Source organism: Sphingomonas sp. NPDC079357, assembly GCF_044901155.1.
GTDB lineage: Bacteria > Pseudomonadota > Alphaproteobacteria > Sphingomonadales > Sphingomonadaceae > Sphingomonas.
Genome location: NZ_JBJDOM010000001.1, coordinates 1,539,486 through 1,566,112, shown reverse-complemented (window position 1 = coordinate 1,566,112; position 26,627 = coordinate 1,539,486). Strand labels below are relative to the sequence as shown.

At 67.0% G+C, this 26,627-nt stretch carries 27 protein-coding genes; 14 read left to right on the top strand and 13 right to left on the bottom strand.

What is annotated here, in order from left to right:
* Positions 1 to 2 precede the first annotated feature (2 nt).
* The gene (gene pyrE / locus ACI2JO_RS07325; RefSeq protein WP_404720030.1) at positions 3 to 587 is read right to left on the bottom strand and encodes an orotate phosphoribosyltransferase; all 585 of its coding nucleotides are present in this window, start codon (positions 585 to 587) and stop codon (positions 3 to 5) included.
* Positions 588 to 775: 188 nt separating this feature from the next.
* Between pyrE and coxB the strand changes: the two genes are divergently transcribed.
* Entirely contained in the window at positions 776 to 1,975 is a 1,200-nt protein-coding gene (gene coxB, locus ACI2JO_RS07320; RefSeq protein ID WP_404720029.1) for a cytochrome c oxidase subunit II, read from the top strand.
* 4 nt (positions 1,976 to 1,979) lie between these two features.
* Entirely contained in the window at positions 1,980 to 3,647 is a 1,668-nt protein-coding gene (gene ctaD / locus ACI2JO_RS07315; protein ID WP_404720028.1) for a cytochrome c oxidase subunit I, read from the top strand.
* Positions 3,648 to 3,896: 249 nt separating this feature from the next.
* On the opposite strand, the gene ACI2JO_RS07310 is transcribed toward ctaD, so the two are convergent.
* Positions 3,897 to 5,099, bottom strand: a complete 1,203-nt coding sequence (locus tag ACI2JO_RS07310; RefSeq protein WP_404720027.1) for a hypothetical protein — start codon at positions 5,097 to 5,099, stop codon at positions 3,897 to 3,899.
* Positions 5,100 to 5,238: 139 nt separating this feature from the next.
* On the opposite strand from ACI2JO_RS07310, the gene ACI2JO_RS07305 reads away from it, so the two are divergent.
* The 6 genes from ACI2JO_RS07305 (at position 5,239) to ACI2JO_RS07280 (ending at position 8,785) form a co-directional block, all read left to right on the top strand.
* On the top strand, positions 5,239 to 6,150 hold the full coding sequence (locus tag ACI2JO_RS07305) for a heme o synthase (protein WP_404720345.1): 912 nt from the start codon (positions 5,239 to 5,241) through the stop codon (positions 6,148 to 6,150).
* A complete protein-coding gene (locus ACI2JO_RS07300) occupies positions 6,147 to 6,284 on the top strand; it encodes a hypothetical protein (RefSeq protein WP_184036396.1) in 138 nt (45 codons plus the stop codon). The genes ACI2JO_RS07305 and ACI2JO_RS07300 overlap by 4 nt, the downstream gene beginning before the upstream one ends.
* Entirely contained in the window at positions 6,281 to 6,841 is a 561-nt protein-coding gene (locus tag ACI2JO_RS07295) for a cytochrome c oxidase assembly protein (RefSeq protein ID WP_404720026.1), read from the top strand. The genes ACI2JO_RS07300 and ACI2JO_RS07295 overlap by 4 nt, the downstream gene beginning before the upstream one ends.
* Before the next feature lie 35 nt (positions 6,842 to 6,876).
* Positions 6,877 to 7,788 (top strand): cytochrome c oxidase subunit 3, encoded by a 912-nt coding sequence (locus tag ACI2JO_RS07290; RefSeq protein ID WP_404720025.1) that lies wholly within the window; start codon positions 6,877 to 6,879, stop codon positions 7,786 to 7,788.
* 89 nt (positions 7,789 to 7,877) lie between these two features.
* Complete coding sequence (locus ACI2JO_RS07285; protein WP_404720024.1) at positions 7,878 to 8,171, top strand: DUF983 domain-containing protein; 294 nt, start codon at positions 7,878 to 7,880, stop codon at positions 8,169 to 8,171.
* The gene (locus tag ACI2JO_RS07280) at positions 8,168 to 8,785 is read left to right on the top strand and encodes an SURF1 family protein (protein ID WP_404720023.1); all 618 of its coding nucleotides are present in this window, start codon (positions 8,168 to 8,170) and stop codon (positions 8,783 to 8,785) included. The genes ACI2JO_RS07285 and ACI2JO_RS07280 overlap by 4 nt, the downstream gene beginning before the upstream one ends.
* A gap of 53 nt (positions 8,786 to 8,838) precedes the next feature.
* Here the strand turns inward: ACI2JO_RS07280 and ACI2JO_RS07275 are convergent, their stop codons facing one another.
* Together ACI2JO_RS07275 and ACI2JO_RS07270 are read right to left on the bottom strand one after the other, a co-directional pair.
* On the bottom strand, positions 8,839 to 9,582 hold the full coding sequence (locus ACI2JO_RS07275; protein WP_404720022.1) for a molybdopterin-dependent oxidoreductase: 744 nt from the start codon (positions 9,580 to 9,582) through the stop codon (positions 8,839 to 8,841).
* Entirely contained in the window at positions 9,579 to 10,271 is a 693-nt protein-coding gene (locus tag ACI2JO_RS07270; RefSeq protein ID WP_404720021.1) for a cytochrome b/b6 domain-containing protein, read from the bottom strand. Before ACI2JO_RS07270 ends, ACI2JO_RS07275 begins: the two co-directional genes overlap by 4 nt.
* 26 nt (positions 10,272 to 10,297) lie before the next feature.
* Here ACI2JO_RS07270 and ACI2JO_RS07265 point away from each other — a divergent pair, with 26 nt between their 5' ends.
* A complete protein-coding gene (locus tag ACI2JO_RS07265) occupies positions 10,298 to 10,903 on the top strand; it encodes a flavin reductase family protein (protein WP_404720020.1) in 606 nt (201 codons plus the stop codon).
* A 4-nt stretch (positions 10,904 to 10,907) separates the two neighbouring features.
* On the opposite strand, the gene ACI2JO_RS07260 is transcribed toward ACI2JO_RS07265, so the two are convergent.
* The 3 genes from ACI2JO_RS07260 to ACI2JO_RS07250 form a co-directional block, all read right to left on the bottom strand.
* Positions 10,908 to 11,666, bottom strand: a complete 759-nt coding sequence (locus tag ACI2JO_RS07260) for a sulfite exporter TauE/SafE family protein (protein WP_404720019.1) — start codon at positions 11,664 to 11,666, stop codon at positions 10,908 to 10,910.
* A complete protein-coding gene (rlmN, locus tag ACI2JO_RS07255; protein ID WP_404720018.1) occupies positions 11,659 to 12,843 on the bottom strand; it encodes a 23S rRNA (adenine(2503)-C(2))-methyltransferase RlmN in 1,185 nt (394 codons plus the stop codon). Before rlmN ends, ACI2JO_RS07260 begins: the two co-directional genes overlap by 8 nt.
* Before the next feature lie 62 nt (positions 12,844 to 12,905).
* Positions 12,906 to 13,376, bottom strand: a complete 471-nt coding sequence (locus ACI2JO_RS07250; RefSeq protein ID WP_404720017.1) for a hypothetical protein — start codon at positions 13,374 to 13,376, stop codon at positions 12,906 to 12,908.
* Between the two features lie 135 nt (positions 13,377 to 13,511).
* Here ACI2JO_RS07250 and ACI2JO_RS07245 point away from each other — a divergent pair, with 135 nt between their 5' ends.
* Together ACI2JO_RS07245 and dnaN are read left to right on the top strand one after the other, a co-directional pair.
* Positions 13,512 to 14,126, top strand: coding sequence for an outer membrane protein (locus tag ACI2JO_RS07245; RefSeq protein ID WP_404720016.1), 615 nt, complete (start codon positions 13,512 to 13,514; stop codon positions 14,124 to 14,126).
* Positions 14,127 to 14,429: 303 nt separating this feature from the next.
* Complete coding sequence (gene dnaN / locus ACI2JO_RS07240) at positions 14,430 to 15,533, top strand: DNA polymerase III subunit beta (protein ID WP_404720015.1); 1,104 nt, start codon at positions 14,430 to 14,432, stop codon at positions 15,531 to 15,533.
* 133 nt (positions 15,534 to 15,666) lie between these two features.
* On the opposite strand, the gene ACI2JO_RS07235 is transcribed toward dnaN, so the two are convergent.
* A complete protein-coding gene (locus ACI2JO_RS07235; protein ID WP_404720014.1) occupies positions 15,667 to 16,440 on the bottom strand; it encodes an SDR family oxidoreductase in 774 nt (257 codons plus the stop codon).
* A 58-nt stretch (positions 16,441 to 16,498) separates the two neighbouring features.
* On the opposite strand from ACI2JO_RS07235, the gene ACI2JO_RS07230 reads away from it, so the two are divergent.
* Both ACI2JO_RS07230 and ACI2JO_RS07225 read left to right on the top strand, forming a co-directional pair.
* Positions 16,499 to 17,266, top strand: coding sequence for an ATP-binding cassette domain-containing protein (locus tag ACI2JO_RS07230; RefSeq protein WP_404720013.1), 768 nt, complete (start codon positions 16,499 to 16,501; stop codon positions 17,264 to 17,266).
* Positions 17,263 to 18,777 carry an ABC transporter permease/substrate-binding protein gene (locus ACI2JO_RS07225; protein WP_404720012.1) on the top strand — a complete coding sequence of 505 codons (1,515 nt, stop codon included), beginning with the start codon at positions 17,263 to 17,265 and terminating at the stop codon, positions 18,775 to 18,777. The genes ACI2JO_RS07230 and ACI2JO_RS07225 overlap by 4 nt, the downstream gene beginning before the upstream one ends.
* 82 nt (positions 18,778 to 18,859) lie before the next feature.
* Here the strand turns inward: ACI2JO_RS07225 and ACI2JO_RS07220 are convergent, their stop codons facing one another.
* The 3 genes from ACI2JO_RS07220 to fdhD form a co-directional block, all read right to left on the bottom strand.
* Positions 18,860 to 21,628, bottom strand: a complete 2,769-nt coding sequence (locus tag ACI2JO_RS07220; protein ID WP_404720011.1) for a TonB-dependent receptor — start codon at positions 21,626 to 21,628, stop codon at positions 18,860 to 18,862.
* 311 nt (positions 21,629 to 21,939) lie between these two features.
* On the bottom strand, positions 21,940 to 24,204 hold the full coding sequence (locus ACI2JO_RS07215) for an FdhF/YdeP family oxidoreductase (RefSeq protein ID WP_404720010.1): 2,265 nt from the start codon (positions 24,202 to 24,204) through the stop codon (positions 21,940 to 21,942).
* A 7-nt stretch (positions 24,205 to 24,211) separates the two neighbouring features.
* Positions 24,212 to 24,988: a formate dehydrogenase accessory sulfurtransferase FdhD gene (fdhD, locus tag ACI2JO_RS07210; protein ID WP_404720009.1), complete on the bottom strand. Its 777-nt coding sequence runs from the start codon at positions 24,986 to 24,988 to the stop codon at positions 24,212 to 24,214.
* 133 nt (positions 24,989 to 25,121) lie between these two features.
* Between fdhD and ACI2JO_RS07205 the strand changes: the two genes are divergently transcribed.
* Positions 25,122 to 25,295: a hypothetical protein gene (locus ACI2JO_RS07205; RefSeq protein WP_404720008.1), complete on the top strand. Its 174-nt coding sequence runs from the start codon at positions 25,122 to 25,124 to the stop codon at positions 25,293 to 25,295.
* Here ACI2JO_RS07205 and ACI2JO_RS07200 read toward each other — a convergent pair.
* A complete protein-coding gene (locus tag ACI2JO_RS07200) occupies positions 25,280 to 25,873 on the bottom strand; it encodes a DUF1989 domain-containing protein (RefSeq protein ID WP_404720007.1) in 594 nt (197 codons plus the stop codon). The two genes, ACI2JO_RS07205 and ACI2JO_RS07200, sit on opposite strands and share 16 nt — an antisense overlap.
* Positions 25,870 to 26,559 carry a guanitoxin biosynthesis heme-dependent pre-guanitoxin N-hydroxylase GntA gene (gntA, locus tag ACI2JO_RS07195; RefSeq protein WP_404720006.1) on the bottom strand — a complete coding sequence of 230 codons (690 nt, stop codon included), beginning with the start codon at positions 26,557 to 26,559 and terminating at the stop codon, positions 25,870 to 25,872. Before gntA ends, ACI2JO_RS07200 begins: the two co-directional genes overlap by 4 nt.
* Between the last annotated feature and the right edge of the window lie 68 nt (positions 26,560 to 26,627).

Genomic DNA, 26,627 nt, shown 5'->3' with positions numbered 1-26,627 from the left:
CGTCACGCCGCCGCCCGGCTGCCCGGCTTGATCGCCGGGATCGCTGCGAGTTCAGGGGGCAGGTCATCAGGCTGGTAAGTCGGCACTTCCAGCCGGATCAGCGGAAAGAACGGCACACCGATGTCCGCGGTGCCGTTCGAGCGATCGACCAGCGCCGCGCCGGCGATCACGCGCCCGCCGGCTTCCTCGATCGCCTTGATCGCCTCGCGGCTCGACAGGCCGGTGGTGACGACATCCTCCATCATCAGCACTTCCTGCCCCGGCTCCAGCCTAAAGCCGCGGCGCAGCTCGAAGGTGCCAGTCGGGCGCTCGACGAACATCGCATCCACGTCGAGCGCGCGCGCCATCTCCTGCCCGGCGATCACCCCGCCCATCGCGGGGGCGACCACCGCGGTGATCCGCGTGCGCAGCTCGGCCGGAATCCGCGTCGCGAGCGCCTCGGCGAGCCGCGCAGCACGGCGCGGGTTCATCAGCACGCGCGCGCACTGCAGGTAGCGCGGGCTGCGCAACCCGGAGGAAAGGATGAAATGCCCTTCCAGCAGCGCGTCGGCGGCGCGGAATTCGGCGAGCACGTCGTCGTCGGTCATCGTGTGCTTGGTCTCCTGCGCGCGCCATAGAAGCGCGGCCGCGCGCACGCAACGCGCCTCGGGCGAGAAAAGCGCGGACGCACGCCCCCTTGAGGCGAGGGGATGCCATGCTATAGGCAGGTGCAGGAGGGGCGCTTCGATACGCCCGGTACGCGAATGCGCACCACGACAGGGGTGACGATAAAGAAATGCTGAGAACCGGGATCAAGGGTTGGGTATTGGCAGCGGGCTTCGCGCTGACCGCCCTCACAGGTGCGGGCAGCGCCGGTGCGCAGGCGCCGGCCGCGACCTCGCCCGCCACCGCGGCGACTGCCGCGCCGAGTGGGCTGCGCCCCGCCGACTCGAATCAGGGCCAGGCCGGCGGCACGGTGCAAAAGGCCGATGCGGCGCCGCAATCGCCAGCGCTGGCGATGGACGGGGCACCGGCCTTCAATGCCACCACTTCCGCGCCCGGCGTCGGCCAGCCGCTCGACGGCGTGATCCACATTCAGCCGCAGGTCACCAAGAATGGCCTGCGCGCGCACTGGTTTCACGACCGCATCCTCTTCCCGCTGATCACGATCATCTCGATCCTGGTGCTGGTGCTGCTGGTGGTCGTGGTCGTGAAGTTCCGCGCCAGCGCCAATCCGGTGCCGTCGCGGACCAGCCACAACACCTTCATCGAGGTAGTATGGACCTTGGTCCCGGTGCTGATCCTCGTCGCGATCGCGGTGCCGTCGATCGGGCTGCTGCAAGCGCAGTTCAAGCCCGCGCCGGCCGGTGCGGTGACGCTGAAGGCGATCGGCAACCAATGGTTCTGGAGCTATCAATATCCGGATCATGGCGGGATCGAGATCACCGCCAATATGCTGAAGGAAGCCAATCAGGTCGCAGCCGGCGAGCGCGCGCGCACCGACGCCGACGGCCCGCGCCTGCTGGCCGCCGACAATCGCGTCGTGCTGCCGGTCGGCGTGCCGATCCGCCTGATCACCACCGCCAATGACGTCATCCACAGCTGGGCGGTGCCGGCGTTCTGGATCAAGCTTGATGCGATTCCGGGTCGGCTGAACGAGACCAGCTTCACGATCGACAAGCCCGGCCTTTATTTCGGCCAGTGCAGCGAATTGTGCGGCGCGCGCCACGCGTTCATGCCGATCGCGGTTGAGGCGGTCACGCCGGCGCAGTTCGCTGCGTGGGTGCGCGCCAAGGGCGGCTCGATGCCGGCGCCGGGCAAGGCTTCGGACGCGGTGATACCGCAGCCGGGCGCGGACAATTCCGCCGCCGTGATGGATGAGGCGGCGGTCGCCAACGCGATCACCGGCCCGACCGAGAATGGGACCGACACTCCCCCCACTTCCCCGCAGGGCGCAACCGGCAATCCGGGCGGCGTCGGCGAAGCCGGACGCTAAGATCATGACCGACACCGCGCTCCACCCGTCCGCGTTCGTCTCGCACGACGATCACCATCATGACGCGCACGCCGACCACAAGCCGGCGTTCTTCGCGCGCTGGTTCATGTCGACCAACCACAAGGACATTGGCACGCTCTACCTGATCTTCGCGATCGTCGCGGGGATCATCGGCGGGGCGATCTCGGGGCTGATGCGCGCCGAGCTGATGCATCCCGGCATCCAGTATCTGCCGCACTGGGCGTCGATGCTGCACGGCGGCGAGGAACAGTCATTCGATCAGGCGCTGCACCTCTGGAACGTGCTGGTCACCGCACACGGCCTGATCATGGTGTTCTTCATGGTGATGCCGGCGATGGTCGGCGGGTTCGGCAACTGGTTCGTGCCGCTGATGATCGGCGCGCCGGATATGGCGTTCCCGCGGATGAACAACATCAGCTTCTGGCTGCTGGTGCCGGCGTTCCTGCTGCTGCTCGCCTCGCCGTTCTTCGGCGGCGCCGGCACCGGCTGGACCGTGTACGCGCCGCTCTCCACCTATGGCGAGCCGGGGCCGTCGGTCGACATGGCGATCCTGTCGCTCCACCTCGCGGGCGCCAGCTCGATCCTGGGCGCGATCAACTTCATCACCACGATCTTCAACATGCGCGCGCCGGGCATGACGCTGCACAAGATGCCGCTGTTCGCCTGGTCGGTGCTGGTCACCGCCTTCCTGCTGCTGCTGGCGTTGCCGGTGCTGGCGGCGGCGATCACGATGCTGCTGACCGATCGAAACTTCGGCACCACCTTCTACGATCCCGCCGGCGGCGGCGATCCGGTGCTGTACCAGCATCTGTTCTGGTTCTTCGGCCACCCCGAAGTGTACATCATGATCCTGCCGGGCTTCGGCATCATCAGTCACATCGTCGCGACGTTCAGCCGCAAGCCGGTGTTCGGTTATCTCGGCATGGCCTATGCGATGGTCGCGATCGGCGTGGTTGGCTTCGTCGTCTGGGCGCACCACATGTTCACGACCGGCATGAGCGTGAACGTGAAGATGTACTTCACCGCCGCGACGATGGTGATCGCGGTGCCGACCGGCATCAAGATCTTCTCGTGGATCGCGACGATGTGGGGCGGCAGCCTGCGCTTTCCGACCCCGATGGTGTGGGCGATCGGCTTCATCTTCATGTTTACGGTCGGTGGCGTGACCGGCGTCGTGCTCGCCAACGGCGGCGTCGACGACTACATGCAGGATACCTATTACGTCGTTGCGCACTTCCACTATGTGCTCAGCCTCGGCGCAGTGTTCTCGCTGTTCGCGGGCTTCTATTACTGGTTCCCGAAAATGTCGGGGCGGATGTATTCGGAGCTGCTCGGCCAGCTGCACTTCTGGGTGTTCTTCGTCGGCGTGAACCTGCTGTTCTTCCCGATGCACTTCCTTGGCCTGCAGGGCATGCCGCGCCGCTATCCGGATTATCCGGACGGCTTCGCGCATTGGAACAACGTGGCGACGATCGGCTATATGATCATGGCCGCGGGTATGGCGATCTTCTTCGTCAACCTGATCTGGTCGCTGATCGCGGGCAAGAAGGCCCCCGACAATCCCTGGGGCGAGGGCGCGACGACGCTGGAATGGACGCTGTCCAGCCCGCCGCCGTTCCACCAGTTCGAGACGCTGCCCAAGATTGACTGACGATCAACGGCCGGCGCGAGCAAGGCGGCGGGGGAGCATCGGCTCCTCCGCCGTTCTCGTTTTCAGGGCCCGGCGTCGGGCATGAGAGCCACGGCTTGGCCGGGTGAGTCGCACGCGGCGGAGACGACCGGCAGGGAGGGGCCGATCACGATGCAGCAAGGTGCGAAAGCTCTGCGTCTACGGCGGCGTTGACGCCGGCCTGCCGACGCGATGTCGGCGCTACGCTCCGAGCACTTCGCTACGGCTGGCTCAGACCGCTTTACGAAGGCGACTGGCAGCGTCGAGAATCCAGCTCAGCGCGATCAGAAACACTGCGATCGACGCGAGCGTGATGCTGCCGGTCAGTCCGTCGAGCCCCAGAACGCGGCCAAGATGATCGTGCCGCCACAGCAGCACGTAGCCCGCGATGCCGATCCACACCGACGGCCGTCGCTGGCGCAGCAGCAACGGCAGCGGAACGAGCAATACCGTCAAATCATAGGGATGCACCCCGACCAGGCACGAAACCGCCAGCGCGGCCGCCGCCGTCGCATACGTCACCTTGTCCGCAGCGCTCAGCCTGCTCGTGCGACGCAGCGCGACGCCGATCGCCAGACTGGCGGCGCTCGCGACCAGCAGCCCGATGCCGACCGACATGTCGATGCCGGCCAGCAATGCCAGGAGGTTCGGCAGGCCCACCATCGAGATCGGCCAATTGACCGGCACGTCGTCATAGCCAGCGGTGACGTTCGCGATCATACCGCCCACCTGCTCGGCAACCCCGCTGATGAGCAACGGCGGGACGGCCAGCGCCGCGGTGATCACGCCGCCGATCACGCACAGTCGAAATCCGCCGGGTGTCGTCGCGACCAGCAGCAGGATGGGGATCCCGAATTGTGGTTTGAGCGCGAGCAGCACGATGCCGACCAGCTTCACCGGGTCGCGCCCGGCCGCCATGCCATAGACCAGCACCGCAAAGCCGAAGACCGACAGCATCACCGGCTGCGCGAGTTGCAGCAGCCCCGCCAGTGCCGTGAGCGAGCCCGCGTAGACGGCCATGCTCGCGATCGCGACCCGGTCGACCCGTGCGCCCAGCAGACGCGACGCGCGGATCGTCAGCACGCTCCCCAGCGCCAGCAGGATATAGCTCCCCACCTGCCAGACGTGCAGTGCAGCGGTGGGGGAGAGGAAGGCGAGTGGACGTGAAATCCAATACCATTGAAAGGGATAAACCCAGAAGGAGACGCGCGCTTCCTCGCCGTAGACCCCTATGCTGTGCGGGATGAAGTCCGCGCCATAGGGGTTGAGCGCCGATGCCCAGAGGTCGCCCGCCAGCCAGACATAGCGAAGGTCGGTCTGTGTCACCGAGCGCAGCGAGACCTTGAAGATCTGGAACGCCAGCAACGCGAGCGCGAGCAGCCCCAGAGCGACGGTCGCCGCCTTCCACGATCGCTGACGTTCGCCTGGCCGCATGGTCCCCACCCTCGCTGTCTCGTGTTCCGCTTAGGCGGGCGGTCGTTAAGCGTCTATATCGGCACGACGATGATCGCGTCGCGATGATACAGGCAAGGCTTTTCACGCCCGCCGCTCGGGGGTAGACGTGACGACGCCGATGACACCTGCCGCCCCCCTGCTGCCGCCCGCCGACTGGCGCGATTTCCTGGCCTTGACCAAGCCGCGGGTAATGACGCTCGTCGTGTTCACGGGGCTGTGCGGGATGCTCGCCGCGCCGCCGGTCAACGGCCACTTGATCGATCCGGTACTCGGCTTCACCGCAATCCTGTGCATCGCGCTCGGTGCGGGCGCAGCCGGGGCCCTGAACCAATGGTATGAGGCCGATCTGGACGCGGTGATGAAGCGCACCGCGCAGCGGCCGTTGCCGGCCGGGCGCATGGAACGCCAGTCCGCCCTGCACTTCGGCGTCGGGCTTGGCGCCTTCTCGGTGATCCTGATGGGGCTGGCGGTCAATCTCGCCGCCGCCGCGATCCTGACGGTGTCGATCCTGTTCTACGTGCTGATCTACACCGTCTGGCTGAAGCGCCGCACGCCGCAGAACATCGTCATCGGCGGCGCGGCGGGCGCGTTCCCGCCGCTGATCGGCTGGGCTGCCGCGACCGGGCAGATCGCGCTGCTGCCGTTCCTGCTGTTCGCGCTCGTCTTCCTGTGGACGCCGCCGCATTTCTGGGCGCTCGCGCTGTTCGTGAAGACCGATTACGCCAATGCCGGCGTGCCGATGTTGCCGGTGGTGGCCGGCGAGGCGGCGACGCGGCGGCAGATCGGGCTCTACACGATCCCGATGGCGGCGGTGGCGATCGCGCCCTGGGCGCTCGGCCTGGCCGGCAGTATCTATGGCGTGGTGGCGATAGCGATGACCGCGGCGTTCGCGGTGCTGGCGGCGCTGGTCGCGGCCGGCGCGAAGCGCGCCGCGACGCCGATGTTTTACGAGAAGCGCCTGTTCGCTTTCTCGATCCTGTATCTTTTCGTGATGTTCGGCGCGCTGGTCGTCGACCGGTGGGTGGCATGACCGAAGACGAGCAAAATCTGATCCGCCGCCGGCAGAAGGCGCGCGCCATTGTCGTCGCGCTGTTGCTGGGCGCGTTCGTGGTGCTGGTGTTCTTCATCACCATCGCGCGCATCAAACAGGGCATGGCGCATTGAGCGGGACAGATCGGACCGGGGCGCGCCCGCGGACGTTGCGCACCGCGCTGCTAGCGGTCGCGGGGATCTGTTTCATGACCGGGCTCGCCTTCGCCAGCGTGCCGCTTTACCGGATGTTCTGTCAGGCGACCGGGCTGAACGGCACCACCGGGCGCGGCGTCGCGGCGCCGGGCGGCGTCCACCGGCAGATCGAAATCGCCTTCGACGCCAACACCAGCCCCAAGCTGCCGTGGCGCTTCGTGCCCGAGCAGGAGCAGGAAACGGTGGAGATCGGGGCGCGCGACATGGCGTTCTTCACCGCCACCAACCGCGGCGCGCAGCCGGTGACGGGCACCGCCACCTATAACGTCACCCCTGCGATCGCCGGCAAATATTTCACGAAGATCCAGTGCTTCTGCTTTACGCAGCAGACGCTGAAGCCCGGCGAGACCCAGCGGATGCCGGTGATCTTCTATGTCGACCCGAAGATCCTGAGCGATCCGGACACGCGCGACGTGCAGACGATCACGCTCAGCTACACCTTTTACCCGGTGGATTCCGCCAAAGCGAACAGCTAAGACCACCGCAATAAGCGAATTGGGGAGAGCCGCGCATGGCGGGTGCCAAGAACCACGAATACCACATCCTGCCTCCCAGCCCATGGCCGTTGCTCAGCGCGTTCGCCGCGCTCATCATGGCGGCCGGCGGCATCATGTACATGCATCAGGGCACGGGCGGTGGCTGGGTATTCCTGATCGGCTTCGCCTCGGTGCTGTTCTGCATGTACGGCTGGTGGCATCAGGTGATCCGTGAGGCGCATGCCGGCGATCACACGCCGGTGGTGCAGCTCCACTTCCGCTACGGCATGATCCTGTTCATCGCCTCCGAGGTGATGTTCTTCGTCGGCTGGTTCTGGGCGTTCTTCGACTTCTCGCTGTTTCCGACCGCGATGCAGGTGGTCGACGGTCAGGTCGAGCGCGCCGCCGAGGGTGCGGCGGCGATCGCGGCGCAGTGGCCGCCCAAGGGGCTTGAGGTCATCAACGCCTTTGAACTGCCGCTGCTCAACACGCTGATTCTGCTATGCTCGGGCACGACCGTCACCTGGGCGCATCATGCCTTGATCCATAACCAGCGCGGCGGCGAGAAGCGCGGCTTCTGGGGCCTGCTGGGCGTCGGCGATCGCGACGGCGTGCTCAAGGGGCTGTGGCTCACCGTAGTGCTGGGGCTGCTGTTCAGCGGCATCCAGGCCTATGAGTACATGCACGCGCCGTTCCCGTTCAAGGGGATCAACTACGGCGCGGCGTTCTTCATGGCGACCGGGTTCCACGGCTTCCATGTCATCGTCGGGACGATCTTTTTGATCGTCTGTCTGATCCGCGCCTACAAGGGTGACTTCACACCCAAGCAGCATTTCGGCTTTGAGGCGGCGGCCTGGTATTGGCACTTCGTCGATGTCGTGTGGCTGTTCCTGTTCGTCACCGTCTACGTATGGGGCGGCTGGGGCGCACCGGTTCACGGCGGATGAGTGAGGCCAATCGGCCGGCGGCCGGGGGTGCGCCCCGGCCGATCGACTGTGGCATCAAGGGGTTATGTCCCCAATGTGGCGCCCGCACCTTGTTTGCGGGCGTCCTTCGTTTCGCCGATCGCTGCCCGGCATGCGGGCTGTCGATCACCGGATTCAACGTCGGCGACGGGCCCGCAGCGCTCCTGGTGCTGGCATGGGGCGCAATCATCGTCGCGCTGGCGATTGTCGTCGAACTGTCATTCTCGCCGCCATGGTGGCTACACGTCCTGTTGTGGGTGCCGCTGAGCACTGCGGCGATCGTCTGGTCGTTGCGCGTTGCCAAGGGCTGGCTGCTCGCCGCCGAGTATCGCCACGCGGCGGGCGAGGGACGGCTGGCGCCATGAAGCGCGTTCCTGTTCTGCCGACAATCGTCGTTGGCATAGCGATCGCGGCGATGATCGCGCTGGGGCTGTGGCAGTTGCTCGATCGCCGCCCGCAGAAGGAAGCGTTTCTCGCGCAGCTCGCCGCAAATCCGGCGCGCCCGCCGGTCGCTTTCCCGCGGCTGGCCGACGAGACGTTGCTCTTCCGGCGCAGCAGCGCCTTTTGTCTGGAGCCGGTGTCGATCACCCGCGCCGGGGCCGGGGCGGCGGGGTATCGCGTGATCGCCTTGTGCCGGACCGGCGCGGAAGGGCCGGGGTTGCGGGTGCAGATCGGCACGACACGCGATCCGGTCGGCAAGGTGGCGTGGGGCGGCGGCAAGGTCAGCGGCTGGATCGCGCATGCGCCCGACGCAAGGCCGCTGATCGCCGAGGTGACGCAACCGCACGTGGTCCGCGAGTTGATGCTGGTCGCGTCGACGCCCGCCGCGGGGCTGTCTGCGAACGCGTCGCCCTCGATCGAGTCGATCCCGAACAACCATCTTGCCTATGCGGTGCAATGGTTCCTGTTCGCGGGAGTGGCGGCGATCATCTATATCGTCGCGCTGCGCCGACGGTGGCTAAAGGACAACGTGGCCTAGTTTTCGCTGCGGTCAACGGCGCGGATCAAGAGCGGGATGACGTCGCGAAGGAATCAGATCCCTGCCCACCAGTCGTAATCAACATTGTCCTCCCAGTAACCGCCGCGCCCCTTGCCGATACCGGTGAGACTGGCGACCGCGGTGACCTGCATCAGATATTTGGCGTGCTTGTAGCCAAGCTGGCGCTCGACCCGCAGCCGTAGCGGCGCGCCGTGACCGACGTCGAGGAAACGGTCGTTCATCGCCCAGGCGAGAATCGTCTGCGGGTGGAAGGCGTCGATCAGGTCGACCGATTCGTAATAGGGCGCGCCGCCATACAGATCGGCGCAGCGGAACACGATGTAGCGCGCCGCGTCGCGCAGCCCCGCCGCCTTGAGCACGTCACCGAGCCGCGGGCCTTGCCACTTGCCGATCGCGCTCCACCCCTCGACACAATCGTGGCGGGTGATCTGCGCGCGTTGCGGGAAGCGGCCGAGATCGGTGAGCGACAGTGAGAGCGGCCGCGCGACCAGCCCGTCGACCGTCAACCGCCAGTCGGCGAAGCGTCCGGCGCGGAGGGCGGCGTAAGCGGGCGTACCGGGATCACGCGTGCCGTTGGTACGGAAACGCGGGGACATCTGCGCGGGGGTGAACTCGGGTGCCAGCGCATCACGGTTCGACAGCGCGCGTTGCAGGGCGCGGTGCATGTCTTCGCCCTTGAAGACGATCGAGCGCACCGTCGGCTGCTGGATGACGCGGTCGCAGCCGGCGAGCATCAGCCCGGCGCCGCCGCCGAGCAGTGTCCGTCGCCGGATCATTCGGGCACCTGCCAGCGGCCTGTCAGCATCGAGCGCAGCTCATTGCGCCAGCCAGCGAGGATCACCAGCACGAGGTGGATGACCGTGAAGCCCGCGATCACCGCCATCGCGATGAAGTGAAGGGAGCGTGCCGACTGGCGGCCGCCAAATAAATCAAGCAGCCATGGCCATAGCGCGTTCATGCTTGGCGACAGTGCCAGCCCGGTGAGAATCACCAGCGGCAATGCGAGGAAAACCACCGCAACATAGCTGAGCTTTTGCAGTGCGTTATACTCGCCGGGGGCTTCGGGATCGTGAAAGCGGAAGGCGAGATGGGCGCGGATGTCGGCGGCGAGATGCGCGGTGCTCACGTCACGCCGCCGAACGCGGAGATCGCGCTGAAAATGGCGATTGAGTAGGCTGACGATCATATAAGCAAGCAGCGAGATGGCGAGCACCAGCGCGAAGAACAGATGCCAGCGCCGCGAGATCGCGAGATTGTAGCTGGCCGGGATTGTCAGCCACGAAGGAAAGCGCGGCAGTTGCGCCCAGGCATGGTCGAAATTGGCGCCGTACCGCCCCCAATAGAGGCGCGGGTGCGCGTTCGAGATGCCGAGCCCGGAGCCGATCAGGACGAAGATCGCGAACGCATTGATCCAGTGCCACAGACGCGTGGCGAGGCGGTGGCGGTGGATCACGGTTGCAGCCATTCACGCTTCCTAGCAGAAGCCGCGGCATGACCGAATGGCATTTCTACGAGCCGGCGCAGGGGCATGGCCTGTCGCACGATCCCCTCAACGCCATCGTCGCGCCGCGTCCGATCGGCTGGATTTCGACCGTGTCGCGTGACGGACGGCGCAATCTAGCGCCGTACAGTTTCTTCAACCTGTTCTCGTACCGGCCGCCGATCATCGGTTTCTGCTCGTTGGGCGAAAAGGACTCGCTGGCAAACGTGCGTGCGCGCGGCGAGTTCGTCTGGAACCTGGCGACGCGTGATCTGGCCAAGGCGATGAACGAGACGTCGGCCGCGACCGATGAGGACGAATTTGTGCGCGCCGGGCTGGCGACGCTGCCGTCGGCGCGAGTCGCCGCGCCGCGCGTCGCGCTGAGCCCGGTGCAGTTCGAATGCCAGGTGACGCAGATCGTGCAATTGCAGGATCGTCGTGGCACCGCGCTGCCCGGCTGGCTTGTGCTCGGCGAAGCGGTTGCCGTCCATATCGACCGCGCGATGCTGGAGGACGGCGTCTACCAGACCGCGCGCGCGCAACCGATCCTGCGCGGCGGCGGGCCGGGCGATTATTTCGAGCCCGGCGAGAAGTTCACGATGACGCGGCCGGGATAAGGCATCACCCGTAAGCGTGCGCGAAGAACACCGCCGTGGTCGCGCCGGTGACGAGAATCGTCCACCAGCGCACCACGAGCGCAGGCAGTCGCTTGCCGACGATCGCGCCCAGCCAGCCGCCGACCACGCCGCCCGCCAGCATCGGTAGGCACGCATCCCAGCGGATCATCCCGCAGGTGACGAACACGATCGCGGCGGCGAAATTGGCGACGGTCAGCATCAGCGTGCGCGGCGCGAACATCGCGCGTGGGGTCGTGCCCGCCAGTAGTCCGTAGGTCGCGGTGGTCATGATCCCGACCCCGCCGCCGAAATAGCCGCCATAGGTGCCGAGCACCGCCTGCACCGCCATCAACGTGCGCGGCTTGATCGTCACCCGCGTCGCCAGCCAGTCCGCGGCCCGCGCGCCGAACACGATCGCGACGAACGCGACCAGCAGCAGCCATGGCACGATCAGGTCGAACGCCGCGCCCGGCGTCACCACCAGCAGGATACTGCCGAGCAGCCCGCCGACGAAAGTGATCGCCGCCAGCACGCGCACCGACACGCCGCCAACCGGCTGCAATTCGCGGCGGAAGCTCCACGCGCTGGTCGCACCGCCCGGCATCAGCCCGAGGTTGGAGGTCGCATTGGCGATATTGGCCGGCGTGCCGAGCCCGAGCAGCGCCGGCATCGTCGCGAAGGTGCCGCCGCCTGCCAGCGCGTTCATCATCCCGCCGAGGACGCCCGCCCCGCCGGCGAGCGCCACACCGGCCGCATCAACCAAGCGCGGCCTGCTTCTCCGCTGCCAGCCGATCAAGCTCGGCGCGGCTCTTTTTCTCCGCCGCCGTTTTCAACTGGCCGCACGCCGCGTCGATGTCGCGCCCGCGCGGGGTTCGGACCGGGGCGGAGATGCCACCCTCGAACACGATCTCGCTGAACCGCCGCACCCGCTCGGGCGTCGAGGTTTCATAAGGCGCGCCCGGCCACGGATTGAACGGGATCAAATTCACCTTGGCGGGCAGTTTGTAGTGCTTGAGCAGGCGGACCAGCTCATGCGCCTCGGCATCCGAATCGTTCTTGTCCTTGAGCATCACATATTCGAAGGTGATGCGGCGGGCATTGTTCGCGCCCGGATAATCGGCGCACGCCTGCAGCAATTCCTCGATGCCGTATTTGCGGTTGAGCGGGACGATCTCGTCGCGGACGTCCTTCGTCACCGCATGGAGCGACACCGCGAGATTGACGCCGATCTCCTCACCCGCGCGCGCCATCATCGGCACCACACCGCTGGTCGACAGCGTGATGCGGCGCTTGCTGAGCGCGAGGCCGTCGCCGTCCATGACCAGCTTGAGCGCGTCGCGTACCGCATCGAAATTGTAGAGCGGCTCGCCCATGCCCATCATCACGATGTTGGTGAGCATCCGCCCCTCGGGCTGGCTCGGCCATTCGCCGAGCGCGTCGCGCGCCAGCATCACCTGCCCGACGATCTCGCCCGCGGTCAGGTTGCGCACCAGCCGCATCGTGCCGGTGTGGCAGAAGCGGCAGTTGAGCGTGCATCCGACCTGGCTCGACACGCAGAGCGTCCCGCGATCGGCTTCGGGGATGAACACCGCCTCGTAATCCTGCCCGTCCTCGGAGCGGAGCAGCCATTTGCGCGTCCCGTCGGTCGACACCTGTGCCTCGACCACCTGCGGACGTCCGATCACGAAGCGCTCGGTCAGCCACGGATGCTGCGCCTTCGCGATGTCGGTCATCACCGTGAAATCGGTCGCGCCGCGATTGTAGATCCAGTGCCAGATCTGCTTGGCGCGCAGCTTGGCCTGGCGGGATTCCAGTCCGGCCTCCTCAAGCACGCGGCGCAGTTCGTCGCGCGGCAACCCGATCAGGTCGATTCGGCCGTCGGTGCGCGGCGCGCTGGCGCGCGGCACGGTCACGGGGTCGATGTGCCCGGGGATGGGCATGGGGGCGGCCGAGGCTGTGAGCATCGCGCGCACATAGGCCAAGTGCGCGCATTTTTCCAGCGTTACCGGGCCGCGCATCCGAGTTGCGCCGCATCGATCGCGGTAGCCGCGCCGGCCAGCGGGTAGGTGTCGTTCAGCGTCCGCCCGCCCGCGTCCAGCGTGGTAAGCGTCATCGCGCCGGCGCCGCGCATCGCTCCAATGATCGCGCGATCGGTTTCGACATCGGCGGCGCGCGCGGTTTCGCGGTCGCCGATCAGTGCGAAGCGGCGCTCGCCAATGACCAGTGTCAGCGGCGCGCCTTCGCCACGTGGGCGCGAGAGGTGCAGCCGGATCGATGGCGCGTGCGTTGGCCCCTGCCGCACCGCGACCAACGCGAAACCGCCGCGGCGATCCGTCGTGCCATCGCGGCGCATCGGCTGCGCCACCGCGAAACAGCGCTGCCCCGGCATTTCGCGCAGCGCGGCCCAGCGTTGCCATACGCCGAGCGGTTCGCCCAGCGCGGCGCCGGCCAGCAGGGCGAGCACGATCGTCATCGCCAGGACTGTCGCGCCACTGTGGCCGAAATGCAACGCGAATCGTTGTTTATGTCAGGTTCATGCAACATTGGGCCGTCCGCGTATTTGTCCCCGCACGCCCCGTGTCTGGGGGCGCGTGAGATGGAGTGAGACATGCGTAAGCTTGCAATGGCGATCCCGGCGGCGGTGATGGCGATCGCGGTAGCGGCCCCGGCGACCGCGCAGGACGGTCCGTTCGCGGGCGGCCGCGTCGAGGTGCTGGCCGGCTACGACAACATCCAGGACGGCGGCGACGGCGATTCGGAAGGGCAGCAGGGCTTCGGCTACGGCGGCCGGATCGGCTATGATTTCCAGCGCGGCAACATCGTCTATGGCATTGACGGCGAGCTGACCGATGCGACCACCAAGTCGCGCAGCTACAATGCGGTGACCGCGGGCGATCGCTTCTCGGTCGAGGCGGGACGCGATCTCTATGTCGGTGGCCGGCTCGGCTACGTGATTTCGCCACAGGCGATGATCTACGGTAAGGGCGGCTATACCAACGCGCGCGTCGAAAGCCGGTATCAGGCGACGACCAATTCAGCGAACGAGTTGATCGACAAGACCAATCTTGGCGGCTTCCGCCTTGGCGCCGGGCTTGAGTACAAGCTGACGCCGAGCTCGTTCATCACCGGCGAATATCGCTATTCGCATTATGGCAAGATCGACGGTTATGACATCGATCTCGATCGTCACCAGCTGATGGCCGGTCTGGGCATCCGTTTCTGATTTCTCGGCGCTTGTGGCGTCGGACCGGGCGGGAGCGCATGCTCCCGCCCATTCTTTTTGGCGAAGGTCCAAATTCTCTCAGAACAAGGATCGTAATCGCTAGTGGAGGACCGCCGGCGACGAGCGCAATGCAACACCCGTAAGCAAGCGACGATGACCGGCGATCGCAACTGGTGACCGACGCGCGACGCCGCATGGTGCTAAAATCCGCTCCGCCACGACCTTGTTCTGAGAGAGTTTGGACCTTAGGGAGACTCGGCCAATTGCCCCTGGTGAGTGACCTGCGGGCCGGGGGAAGTGACGATGAAGGCGACGATTGAACGCGCGACGCTGCTAAAGGGGCTGAGCCACGTCCAGTCGGTGGTGGAGCGGCGCAACACCATCCCGATCCTGTCGAACGTGCTGCTGGAGGCGACCGCCGAGGGCCAGCTGCGCCTGATGGCGACCGATCTCGACCTGCAGATCAACGAGAGCGTCGCTGCCGCGGTCGATCAGCCGGGCGCGACCACCGTGTCAGCGCACACCTTGTTCGACATCGCGCGCAAGCTGCCTGAAGGCGCGCAGGTCTCGCTGACCGCTGCCGAGGGTCGGATGACGATCGTGGCGGGGCGCGCGCGCTTTTCGCTCGGGACGCTGCCGCGTGATGATTTCCCGGTGATCGCCGAGGGCGAGCTGCCGACGCAGTTCGAGCTGCCTGCCGAAACGCTCAAGCAGATCATCGACAAGACGCGCTTCGCGATCTCTACTGAAGAGACACGTTATTACCTCAACGGCATCTTCCTGCACGTTGCCGAGGGCGTGCTGAAGGCCGCCGCGACCGATGGTCATCGTCTCGCGCGCGTGACGGTCGACCAGCCTGAGGGCGCGGCAGGGATGCCGGACGTGATCGTGCCGCGGAAGTGCATCGCCGAGTTGCGCAAGCTGCTCGACGAGGTCGACGGCTCGGTGGGCGTCTCGCTGTCGGGGACCAAAATCCGCTTCGATCTGGGGCAGGCGGTCCTGACTTCGAAGCTGATCGACGGCACCTTCCCCGATTACAGCCGCGTCATTCCGACCGGTAACGACAAGATCCTGAAGCTTGATCCGAAGAGCTTCATGCAGGGTGTCGATCGTGTCTCGACGATCGCCACCGAGAAGACCCGCGCGGTGAAGATGGCGCTGGATCGCGACAAGATCACGCTGTCGGTCACCAGCCCCGAGAATGGCACCGCGGCCGAGGAAGTGCCCGGCGAATATGCCGCGACGCCGTTCGAGATCGGCTTCAACAGCCGCTATCTGATGGACATTCTCGGGCAGATTGGCACCGATCTGGTCGAGGTCCACCTTGCCGACGCCGCCGCGCCGACGCTGATCCGTGAGAATGACAAGAGCCCGGCGCTCTACGTGCTGATGCCGATGCGGGTGTGATGCCTCTCTCGGGGGAGCCTAGAAACTCCCCCGTCATTCCCGCGAAGGCGGGAATCCAGACGCGCAGGTTTTCGTAAGAGCCACCGACAGCAGAGGCTCTGGATTCTCGCCTTCGCGGGAATGACGAACCGTCTTAGCGCCCCCGCATCATCGCGCGCAGCCGGCCGGGCATCCAGCGTGCCGCGAACGCCATCCGCTCGGCGGTCTTGCCGACCACCGTGTGCACGCGATCGCCGTGCACCGCCGCCCACGCCTTTTCGGCGACCGTCTCGACCGACGTGAACTCCAGCTTGCGCCGCACGACCAGATCGCGCGCCGTGTATTTCGTACCGGGGATCGGCGCCGACAGCAGGTTGGTGTCGATGAAGCTCGGCATCAGCGAGCGGACCCGGATGCCCTCTGCCGCCCATTCGCCGTCGAGCGCCTCGGTCAGCCCGCGCACCGCAAACTTGGTCGCCGAATAGATCGCCAGCCCCGCCGAGCCGTAGATCGCCGAGGCCGAGGCGGTGTTGAGCAGGCATGCGCCCGGCGTCGCCTTCAGATACGGATAGGCCATGCGTGCGCCATAGGTCATGCCGCGGAAGTTGACGTCGATGACGCGGTCGATCGCGTCGAGCCCGATCTCGGCGAACGGCCCGCCGGCCGCGATCCCGGCATTGTTGAACAGCACGTCGAGCCGCCCGTCGCTGACGCGCGTGAAGTCGGCGAGTACTTCCTCCCATTCCGACGGATCGCGCACGTCCATGACATGCGTGCTGGTGCGATCGGCGGGGAGCAACGCAGCGGTGTCGCGCAGGCCCTGCGCGTCGATGTCCGCCAGCCCGACCCGCCAGCCGCGCGCGCTGAACAATTGTGCCACCGCCCGGCCGATGCCCGAGCCGCCGCCGGTGACCAGCATCGCCTTCATCCCGCTCTCCCGCCTTAATGCTTGTTACAGGCGCACGCTTCCCGCATCACCAGCGACGATGCCAGCACTTTCGTCCGGACCGGCGGTCGCCTTCGAGCAGGTTGGCAAGCGCTACGGCGATGCCGCGGCGATCGACGGCGTGTCGCTGACGATCGCGGCGGGGACGTTCGTCGCGCTGGTCGGCGCGTCGGGATCGGGCAAGTCGACCTTGCTCAAGACCGTCAACCGGCTGGTGATGCCCGATACTGGCCGTGTCTTGCTCGATGCACGCGACGTCGCGGAGGCGCCCGCGCCCGCGCTGCGGCGCCGGATCGGCTATGTGTTCCAGGACGTCGGACTTTTTCCGCATCTCAGCGTGGCGGAAAACATCGTCTTGCCGCTGCGGCTGGCGGGGCGGCCCGATGCGGCACAAGCGGCGGTGATGCTCGACCTTGTCGAATTACCGCGCACGGTCGCGACGCGGATGCCCGCCGAGCTGTCGGGCGGTCAGCGCCAGCGCGTCGGCGTCGCGCGTGCGCTGGTGACGCGGCCGGGACTGCTGCTGATGGACGAGCCGTTCGGCGCGCTTGACCCGGTGACGCGCGAGTCGCTGGCGGGCGCGGTGCGGCGGCTGCATGGCGAGCTGGCGCTGACCACGATCATGGTGACGCACGACATGGCCGAGGCGCTGCTGCTCGCCGATCGCGTCATCGTTATGGCGGCGGGGCGCGTGGTTGCGGACGAGCCGCCCGCCGCCTTGCTGCGCGGAGCGGGCGGTATGGCGGCGCAGGCGCTGGTGGCGGTGCCACGCGAACAGGCGGCGCGGCTGGCGGCGCTGACGACATGAACGATGCTTTCGCCCGCGTGCCGGCGCTCGCCGCCCAGCACTTGTTGCTTGCGATGGCAGCGCTGGCGCTGGCGCTGGTGTTCGGCGTGCCGGTCGCAATCCGGGCCGCGCGTGCGCCAGGGCTGGCGGGGGTGGTGCTGGGATTTGCGAGTCTCGTCCAGACGATTCCGAGCCTTGCGCTGCTCGCGCTTTTCTATCCGGCGTTGCTGTGGATCGGGCACGGCGTGCCTGCGCTCGGCTTCGTGCCGGCGCTGCTGGCGCTGACGCTCTATGCGTTGCTTCCGATCGTGCGGAATATCGTCACCGGATTACAGGGCCTTGATCCGGCGGTGCTGGAGGCGGCGGACGGGATCGGGATGACGCGCGCGCAGAAGCTGCGGCTGGTCGAGCTGCCGCTGGTGCTGCCGATCGCGATGGCGGGAGTGCGCACCGCAGCGGTGTGGACGATTGGTGCGGCGACGCTGTCGACGACGGTGGGGCAGCCGAGTCTGGGCGATCTGATCTTCGCGGGGCTGCAGACGCAGGCGTGGACGCTGGTGATTGCGGGCTGCGTTGGAGCCGCGGGGTTGGCGCTGGGCGTCGATCTGCTGCTCGGCGTGACGGAGCGGGCGGCGGGAGAGCGGCGGTGGAAGCGCGCCGGGGCGGCATTGATGCTGCTTCTGGGGGCCACGGTTGCAGCTGCGACGCCCTTGTGGCGCGCAGGTGGCGAGCGGCGGGTGGTCGTGGGAGCGAAGAATTTCTCGGAACAGTACATTTTGGCGCGGTTGATCGGCGATCGGCTCACGAAAGCGGGCTATCGGGTCAGTTATCGCGACGGATTGGGATCGGCGGTGGCGTTCGGGGCGGTCGCGGGGGGCGAAATCGACGTGTATGTCGACTATGCCGGGACGCTCTGGACCGCCGAAATGCACCGCACCGAGACGCCGCCGCGCGCCGAACAACTGCGCGGGATCGCGGATTGGGCGCAACGGTCGCGCGGGGTGACATTACTGGGCGCATTGGGTTTCGAGAACGCCTATGCCTTCGCGATGCGCGGCGACGATGCGCAGCGGCGCGGGGTGGCGACGCTCGACGATCTGGTGCGGGTCGCGCCGCAGCTTCGGTTCGGGGCCGATCTCGAGTTTCTCGACCGTCCGGAATGGGCGGCGATCCGACGTGCCTATCCGTTGCGCTTCGCGAGCGCGACGCCCTACGCGCCGACGTTCATGTACCGGGCGCTGGAAAGCGGGCGTACCGACGTTATCAGCGCCTTCTCGTCGGACGGACGGATCGCCGCCGACCGGCTGACGGTGCTCGCCGATCCGCGTCACGCGATCCCGGGGTATGACGCGATCGTGCTGGTCGCGCCGGAACATCGGGAGGATGCGCGGTTCCTCGACGCGCTGCGGCCGCTGATCGGACGGATCCCGGTCGCGGCGATGCGCGAGGCGAACTATCGGGTCGATCGCGACCGCGACAAGCAGAGCCCGGAGGCGGCGGCGCGGTGGCTGGCGGGGCGGGTTGGGTTGTGAGGGACACAGCCGCCTCGAAGATCGAGGTGACCGGCCGTGACACTCGACAGACATGGGCCCCTGCCTGCGCAGGGACGACGGATTAGAAGAACAGTTTGCGGAACGAGACGCGGATCGTCCGGCCGACCGGATCGAGATAGTCGGGCTGGAAGCCGATCGGGACCGTGCCGTTCTGGTCGCGGACGTCGCGCCGGGTATTGAAGAGGTTGTCGAACTGGACGCTGACACGCGCGCCGCGCATCCACGGGTGCGCGCGCACCCAGTCGATGTTGCCGCCGAGGTCAGCGAACAGGCGGAGGTTGGCGGTGGCGAGGCTGCCGAATTCCAGCGTCTCCGGCGTGGCGGCGGTGCCGCCGTTGACGCGCGTGCCGCTCTGGTAATTGACCGACAGCCGCGCGCCGAGACCGTTGTTCGTGTAGCCGGCCTGCCCCTCCAGCTCGTGCCGCGCCTGTCCGCCCGCCGCACCGATCGCATCGCCGTTGAGCAGGTCGAGCACGCGGCCGCCGTCGGCGATCGTCACGCGCTCGGTCAGGTGCCACGTGTGATAGAGCGCGAACTGGACGCGTCCGCCGGCCTGCCCGCCGCCGCCACCGCCGCGCCCACGGAAGCCGCCGCCGCCACCGCCGGGCGGGCCGCCTGGCGCGCCGCCGCCGCTATCGGGGCGTCCGCCGTTCATTGCGCTGCCGTCCGGCCGGGCGCGATTCTGCGGCGGGCGATCGGGGCGGCGCTCGCCACCGGGCGGACGCAGCCCCTCGAACGGGTTCGGGCCGGTGCCGGCGCGGAACGCCTCGATCTTCTTCTGCAGCTCGGACTTGATGCGGAACGACAGGTTCACGCCGTAACGGAGCTGCGACGTCTCACTGCGCGCGAAGTTGATCGGGCGCGAATCGATCTGGAGCAGATTGCCACCAGCGTCTCGGGTGAAGCGGTCGGGGAAGGCGGCCTCGATCGCGGCGGTCGCGCTGGGGAAGGCGGCGATCGGATCGTCGGTACTCTGCCGCGTGTAATCGGCGCGAAAGTTGATCTGCTGCGCGCTCCACGGCTTGATATCGAGCCCGACCTTGAGCGCGTGGCGGTTGTCGGCGATCAAATTCGGGTTGCCGCCGGTGATCGCGGTGACGGTGGCGGTGGTGCCGCGCACGTAATCGAACACGCGCACGCCGGGGGTCGTCACCGTCGGATTGCCGAGCTGCTGTGCCGAGGGTGCCTCGTCCTGGTCGGTGACAGACGCGAGCAGTCTGATGCCCTCGATCGGGGTCCAGTTCGCGCCATAGCCGATCGTCCACAGCGTGCCGAAGTCGGAAAGCTGGTCGACCGCGAGATTGCCGTTGATCGACAGCCGGCCGAGCGCGCTGAGCACACCCTGCGCCTTGTTGGCGATCGGCAGGTCGAGGTTGATCTGTGCATTGGCGAGGTCGCGGCCAATGTCGGCGGCGCTCGCCACGCCGCGGCGAAAGGAGTCGCTGCTGAAGTCGCTGGTCGAGGCACCGACGCGAATGCTGGTGTTGGCGTAGCCGGCGGGGAGCAGGAACAACGGCCCGGCGACCAGCGCGTCGAGCCCCGCGCTGGTCGCCACCGAACGCCCGCGATCAGCGGGCGATGCGCCCAGCGAGAGGGGGCCATAAGGATTGGCGAGCGGGTCGAAGGCATTGATGCTCGCCTGCAAGGCACTGGTGTCGAGCCCGGTGGTGGTGACCGTGTTGCTCTCGTCGCGATCGACGTTGCCGGTCAGCGACCAGCGCCATTGCCCACGATCGCCGTTGAGCGTGCCGCCGAGGTGCAGATCGGTGGTTTCGGCGCGCTGCGTCAATGCGGGAACGTCGTCGAAGGCACGCGTCACGCGCACCGGGACCGCGAACGGCGAGAAGGGGCTGCCGACGGGCAGGTCAAGATCGACCTCGGCCAGCCCGCGCAGCGCGCGCGTGACGTTACGGTCGACCGTTGCGTTCAGCGAGGCCGAAACGTTGCCGAAGATCGTCGTTGCATAGGTGCCGTTGGCGCTGAACGTGCGCTGCTGCGGCAGTAGCGTGCGATACACACCCTGATCGGTGACGTTGCGGGTGGTCGTAAAGTCGCCGAGCAACGGCGCCTGCATCGCGGCGAGCGCGGGGATGCCGAGCGTGGTGGCATTGCCGAACAACGGGTTGATCGCACCGCGGTTCAGCGACGACACATTGCCGCCGACCGCCGCGGCATTGGGTGCCTGGATGATGTCGCGCTCGGATTCGGTCAGCGCACCGGGGCGGCTGTATTCGAGGTGCAGGTTGACGCGCTTGTCGCTGCGAATCCGGAGCAGATCGAGTTCGGCACCCGGCGTGTTGCGGCCGCCCTCGGTTGCGAACCGATCCTCGACCTCGGCGGTCACCGCCTTGAAGCGGCGGCGCAGCACGAAGTTCACGACGCGCTGGTCGGCGCGATAGCCGTATTTGAGCGCGACCTCCTCGGGCAGGATGTCGACGCGCTGGATCGCTTCGGTCGGGATGTCGCGGATTTCCTGGAAGCCCGAGATGCGCCGCCCGTTGAGCAGCACCACCGGCGCGCCACCCGCGCCGCGCCCGGAGCGGGTCTGCGGCGACAGTTCGTTGAGCAATTCGGTGACCGAGCTGACGCCGTAGCTGCGGATGTCGGCGGGGGACAATTGCTCCTCGGGCGTGACGTCGCCGATCACCGCGCCGCGTTGCGCGCGTGATCCGGTGACGACGATGTCGTCACTGCTTTCTTCTTCGTTTTCCTGCTCGGCGGCGGGAGCGGGGGTCTGCGCGCCGGCCTGCACGGGCGGCGGGGTGGCGGCCTGTTGTGCATAAGCGGGCAGCGCCGCGGTGGAGGCCAGCAGAAGGAACGAGAGACGCATGTGTTACCCCAGCCGCACGTGACGTTTGGCGGCGATCGTGGCGCTAGCGCCGATTTGTCGCATAATTGTGCCGGGTGGGTCTCCCTCTCCCCTCCGGGGAGACGAGTGTCGGGTCGTCCATGCTCCCAGCATGGACTGAACAATGCGGGGCATTGTTTACCCGACACTGGTGAGGGTTGGGATCTCACCGAGAGCGGCCTCTCTGCGAGACACCGGCCCCTCACCCAACCAGTTCCGGTTCGACATCGCCCCGCGATGTCGAGAATGTGCCGGGGGCACATTCGACCTGGAACTCCCCGGAGGGGAGAGGGCTAGGTTACAATTCGTACCGGCACCGACTTCGCCGCCGGGACGTGGCTTTCCTCGGCATGGTGCGACAGCGGGATCAGCGGGTTGCACTCCGGGTAGTATGCCGCGATGCACCCGTCGGGCACGTCATATTCGACGACGATCAGGTCACCGACACGGCGATCGTGATTGTCCTCCGCGTCGGTGGCGAGTGTCACCTTCTGCCCGGCGGTGAGCCCGGCGCGCGCGATGTCTGCGCGGTTCATCAGCACCACCTGACGCGTGCCGTTGATCCCACGGAAACGGTCCGAATAGCCGTAGATCGTGGTGTTGAACTGGTCGTTGGAGCGCAGCGTCAGCAGCCGGAACCGGCCCTCGGCCTCGGTGAAGCCGGTCGCGTTGAGCGTATCGGGGACAAGGAATTCGGCCTTGCCGCTTTCGGTATCCCATTCGCGACCGGATGCCTTGTTGCCCTTCCAGAACCCGCCCTTTTCCTCACGCAGCCGCTCGTTGAAGCGCGCGAAAAAGTGGGGGAAGACCGCAGCGATCTCGTCACGGATCAGGCTGTAGTCCCCGACCCATTTGTCCCAGTCGATCGCCGGGTTGGCGGGCAGGAACGATTGCGCGATCCCGGCGACGATCGCGGGCTCGGAGAGCAGATGCGGGCTGGCCGGCTCGACCTTGCCGAGCGACGGATGGATAACGCTGGTCGAATCCTCAACCGTCACCCGCTGCGGGCCGGTCGCCTGCAGGTCACGCTCGATCCGGCCAAGGCACGGCAGCAGCCAGGTGTCGCCTGCCGCGGGGATCAGGTGGCTGCGGTTGAGCTTGGTCGCGATCTGCACCGACAGATCCATCCGCGCCCAGCCGTCCTCGACCAGCTCGGTTTCGGGTACCGCGCGCGCGAAATTGCCGCCGAGCGAGAGGAACGCCTTGACCGTGCCGTCGATGATCCCGCGGCACGCCTCGACGGTGTCGAGGCCCTTTTCAGTCGGCGGCGAGAAGCCGTAGCGTTCCCTGAGCTTCTCGACGGGCGCGAGTTCGGTCTTCTCGGTGATGCCGACGGTGCGCTGCCCCTGCACGTTGCTGTGGCCGCGCACCGGGCACAGGCCCGCGCCCGGCTTGCCGATGTTGCCGCGCATCAGCATCAGGTTGACGAGCATCCGGACGTTGTCCACGCCCTTCACATGCTGGGTCAGCCCCATGCCGTAGATCGCCATCGCGGTCTTCGCGCGGCCATAAGCGGCGGCGGCGCGCTCGATCGCGGCGCGGGTCAGCCCCGATTCGTGTTCGATCTCGTCCCATGTCGTCGCCTGCACTTTCGCGGCGAAGGGCGCGAAGTCGTGGGTGTGTTCGGCGATGAAATCATGGTCGATCGCGTTGTTCGCGAGCAGCCATTTGGCAATGCCCATCATCACCGCGATGTCGCCGCCGGCCTTGACCTGATGGTATTGGGTGGCGATCGGCGTTTCCTTGCCCGTCGCCATCTCGATCGGGTTTTGCGGATCGGTAAACCGCTCCAGCCCGCGTTCCTTGAGCGGGTTGAAGACGATGATGTCCGCGCCGCGCTTGTGGACGTCGCGCAGGTTGTGGAGCATCCGCGGGCTGTTGGTCGCGACGTTCTGGCCGAAGTGCAGGATGCAGTCGGTGGTGTCGAAATCCTCCAGCTTGGTCGTGCCGACGGGCACGCCGATCGAGGTCTTGAGCCCGACCGAGGTCGATTCGTGGCACATGTTCGAACTGTCGGGCAGATTCTGGTTGCCGTAGAGGCGCGCCATCAATTGCCACATGAACGACGTCTCGAGGCTGGCGCGGCCCGAGGCGTAGAAGACCACCGACTTGGGCGGCAACGCCTTGAGCCGGGCGCCAATCGCCTTGAACGCTTCTTCCCATGGAGCGACGACATATTTGTCGCTGGCGCGGTCGTATTTCATCGGATGCGTCAGTCGTCCGGCTTCCTCCAGCCGGTAATCGGTCCAGCCGCGCAGCTCGGTCAGCGTGTGCTGGCGGAAGAAGTCGGGGGTGACGCGCTGGCTGGTGATCTCCCACGCGGTCGCCTTCGCGCCATTCTCGCAGAATTCGGCGGGGTGCGGGGGATAGGGCTTCGACCAGGCGCAGCTGACGCAGGCGAAGCCGTCGTGCTTGTTCTGGCGGAGCAGCTCGGCGGAGGTCTGCGCGATGTTCTTTTCGCGCGGGATGATGTCGGCGAGCGAACGGACCGACCCCCATCCACCCGAAGGGCCCTCGTAAGGAGTGAAATCGGGGCGATCGTCGTGCTGCTCGGTCATGACCGCGCTAACGCACGGGATGCGAGAAAAGCACCGCATCGTCGCGCGCGAGCGACACGAGCGTCAGCCCGGCGGCGGCGGCCCGCTCCAGCGCGAGGCTGGTCGCTGCCGATACCGTCACCAGCATCGGGCACGCCGCCAGCGCGGCCTTCTCGACCAGCTCGTAGGAGCAGCGGGACGACAGCAGCGCGAAGCCGCCGTCCCAGTCGAGAGACTGGCGCGCCATCGCGCCGATCAATTTGTCGAAGGCGTTGTGCCGCCCGACATCCTCGCGCGCGATGCGGATCGCCCCGTCATGCGCGCACAGCAGCGCGGCGTGCGCGGCGCCGGTAGCGCGGTTGAGCGGCTGATGCACGCGCATCGCGGCCAGTGCGGCGAAGATCGCCGCCGGCGCGGCGGTCGCTTCGGGAACGCGTGGCAGGTCGCGGTGGACGGCATCGAGATTGTCCATCCCGCACAGCCCGCACGAGCTGTCGCTGGTGCGCCGCCGCACCCGGTCGAGCATCGCGGCGGCGCGGGCGGGCGGCACGGTCAGGCGGACGATCGTACCGTGTGGCGTCTCGTGGACGTCAAGCGAATCGATTTCGTCGGCCACCGCGACGATCCGCTCGGCAAGCGCGAAGCCGGTCGCGAAGTCGGCAATGTCCCGCGGCGTCGCCATCATCACCGCATAGCCGATGCCGTTCACCTCGATCGCAACCGGCGCTTCCTCGATCACCGCGCGCGCGTGCGACGTAGCGATCGAGTCGGGGGTGACGCGGTCAAAGGAGTGTGTGATCGTCATTCACCCACATCATCGGGTTGGTCGGATTTGGCCAGTGGGAGCTTGATCGAGATGAAGGCGGCGTCCGCCGCCGTGGCGCACATTCGGCGGTGTTGAAAGCGTACCGTCATTCCTTGGGTCAGGAGCATCGGTCATGTCTGCCACCGGCGATATCGCCTATTTCCGTCAACGCGTCATCGAAGAGAAGCAGCGCGCGCGTGCTGCGTGCGAGGAGGCGATCCGCCGACTGCATCTCGATTTCGCCGCGCGTTATGCCGAGCGCGCCGAAGAGGCCGAACGTCTGGCGATGCGCTATTCGACGCAATAATGAATTGGCTTGAAGCTGCCGCCGTTCGACGCGGGGGCGGAGCAGGCGGTAAGCCCGATCACCAGATCCATTGCCGCGCGCAGCACGATCCGGTCGCCGGCCTTGCTCACCGGCGGCAGCACCTCCAGCCGCCCGGTGGGCCCGTCAACCGGCACGTTCATGAAGCAGTTGAACGCGACCGGGATCATGTCCTCGGTGATGCCCCATGGCGCAAGCGCCTCGGCGAGGTTGCCGAAGCAGCCGCGATGCCGGGGTAGATCGGGGTAGAAATGGTCGAAGGTGGCATAGGAACACGGCGTCAGCAGGAAATCATGACGCCCGACGGTATCCTCGACGATCTCCAGCATCACGTTTGAGCGATTGGAATAGAGCTTGTGCCCCGTCGTCAGCCGGATCGTTTCGGCATAATCGAGCGTCCGCCCCGACGACAGCACCTCGCGCACGTCGGCGGCATTATAGGCGAGCAGATCGGCAACCTGCACGCCGCGCGGGTCGATCACCGTCAGCGTCTGCCCGGCGGATAACGTAAAGCCCGCCCCGCTGCGCGGCGCGATCTCATGCAGGGCTGCAGTGGTCATGCGTGCTTCTCGCCCGTGTAGTGGAAGGGGCAACGCCATGCCTCGTCAACGACACGCCCGCTATATTGCCGCGCCTCGCTGGTCTCGCCGTGGCGGGCAAGCATCGGGTTGCGCGAGCCGGCGATCGCCTCATCGCGCACCATGATCGCCTCGCGCATCGTCTCGTAACGGCCGTCGGCGCGCAACGTCTCGAACTGGTCGTGGAGGTTGAACACCAGCGTCGGGCGCGCGAAGCGCCGCGCCGGGCGCGAGGCATGCGGGTGAAGCCCGACGACGAAGAACGCCTCGCCCCCGAAGCTCAGCGAGAAGTGCGAGTCGGCGGGATCGTGGCTGACGCGCGTGTCATAGGGCTGGCCGCGCCAGACGTCCTTGTCGGACAGTGACTGGATGCGTTGCCACAGCGCCCGCTCGAATGCGGGTTCGTCGAGGTCGCCCGGTCCGTCGAACACCACCGCGAAGCTGCGAAACAATGCCGGGTTCTCGCGATAGGCGGCGGCAAACTTCACCAGACCATCGTGGATGCGAAGATCGTCCCACGCGCTGTCGATGCTGGTGCACGCCAGCACGTTGAGCGTGCCGCGCGCCATTGCCGCCTTGGCGCCGACACAGGGGAAGGCGCGATCGGCGATGTGATCGTGGAGGAGGGATTCGAGTTCCGCCTGCGCATGATGCGTCCAGCGGAACATCGGTGTATCGGGTGCCGGCATAGGGCAGGTTAGACGGACAGACGTCGCCTTGCGTTCCGATGAATCAC

Excerpts from the sequence above, each read along its gene's own strand:
- pyrE (WP_404720030.1), bottom strand. The coding sequence starts at position 587 with ATGACCGACGACGACGTGCTCGCCGAATTCCGCGCCGCCGACGCGCTG.
- coxB (WP_404720029.1), top strand. The coding sequence starts at position 776 with ATGCTGAGAACCGGGATCAAGGGTTGGGTATTGGCAGCGGGCTTCGCG.
- ctaD (WP_404720028.1), top strand. The coding sequence starts at position 1,980 with ATGACCGACACCGCGCTCCACCCGTCCGCGTTCGTCTCGCACGACGAT.
- ACI2JO_RS07310 (WP_404720027.1), bottom strand. The coding sequence starts at position 5,099 with ATGCGGCCAGGCGAACGTCAGCGATCGTGGAAGGCGGCGACCGTCGCT.
- ACI2JO_RS07305 (WP_404720345.1), top strand. The coding sequence starts at position 5,239 with ATGACACCTGCCGCCCCCCTGCTGCCGCCCGCCGACTGGCGCGATTTC.
- ACI2JO_RS07300 (WP_184036396.1), top strand. The coding sequence starts at position 6,147 with ATGACCGAAGACGAGCAAAATCTGATCCGCCGCCGGCAGAAGGCGCGC.
- ACI2JO_RS07290 (WP_404720025.1), top strand. The coding sequence starts at position 6,877 with ATGGCGGGTGCCAAGAACCACGAATACCACATCCTGCCTCCCAGCCCA.
- ACI2JO_RS07280 (WP_404720023.1), top strand. The coding sequence starts at position 8,168 with ATGAAGCGCGTTCCTGTTCTGCCGACAATCGTCGTTGGCATAGCGATC.
- ACI2JO_RS07275 (WP_404720022.1), bottom strand. The coding sequence starts at position 9,582 with ATGATCCGGCGACGGACACTGCTCGGCGGCGGCGCCGGGCTGATGCTC.
- ACI2JO_RS07270 (WP_404720021.1), bottom strand. The coding sequence starts at position 10,271 with ATGGCTGCAACCGTGATCCACCGCCACCGCCTCGCCACGCGTCTGTGG.
- ACI2JO_RS07265 (WP_404720020.1), top strand. The coding sequence starts at position 10,298 with ATGACCGAATGGCATTTCTACGAGCCGGCGCAGGGGCATGGCCTGTCG.
- rlmN (WP_404720018.1), bottom strand. The coding sequence starts at position 12,843 with ATGCCCATCCCCGGGCACATCGACCCCGTGACCGTGCCGCGCGCCAGC.
- ACI2JO_RS07250 (WP_404720017.1), bottom strand. The coding sequence starts at position 13,376 with ATGACGATCGTGCTCGCCCTGCTGGCCGGCGCCGCGCTGGGCGAACCG.
- ACI2JO_RS07245 (WP_404720016.1), top strand. The coding sequence starts at position 13,512 with ATGCGTAAGCTTGCAATGGCGATCCCGGCGGCGGTGATGGCGATCGCG.
- dnaN (WP_404720015.1), top strand. The coding sequence starts at position 14,430 with ATGAAGGCGACGATTGAACGCGCGACGCTGCTAAAGGGGCTGAGCCAC.
- ACI2JO_RS07235 (WP_404720014.1), bottom strand. The coding sequence starts at position 16,440 with ATGAAGGCGATGCTGGTCACCGGCGGCGGCTCGGGCATCGGCCGGGCG.
- ACI2JO_RS07230 (WP_404720013.1), top strand. The coding sequence starts at position 16,499 with ATGCCAGCACTTTCGTCCGGACCGGCGGTCGCCTTCGAGCAGGTTGGC.
- ACI2JO_RS07225 (WP_404720012.1), top strand. The coding sequence starts at position 17,263 with ATGAACGATGCTTTCGCCCGCGTGCCGGCGCTCGCCGCCCAGCACTTG.
- ACI2JO_RS07220 (WP_404720011.1), bottom strand. The coding sequence starts at position 21,628 with ATGCGTCTCTCGTTCCTTCTGCTGGCCTCCACCGCGGCGCTGCCCGCT.
- ACI2JO_RS07215 (WP_404720010.1), bottom strand. The coding sequence starts at position 24,204 with ATGACCGAGCAGCACGACGATCGCCCCGATTTCACTCCTTACGAGGGC.
- fdhD (WP_404720009.1), bottom strand. The coding sequence starts at position 24,988 with ATGACGATCACACACTCCTTTGACCGCGTCACCCCCGACTCGATCGCT.
- ACI2JO_RS07205 (WP_404720008.1), top strand. The coding sequence starts at position 25,122 with ATGTCTGCCACCGGCGATATCGCCTATTTCCGTCAACGCGTCATCGAA.
- ACI2JO_RS07200 (WP_404720007.1), bottom strand. The coding sequence starts at position 25,873 with ATGACCACTGCAGCCCTGCATGAGATCGCGCCGCGCAGCGGGGCGGGC.
- gntA (WP_404720006.1), bottom strand. The coding sequence starts at position 26,559 with ATGTTCCGCTGGACGCATCATGCGCAGGCGGAACTCGAATCCCTCCTC.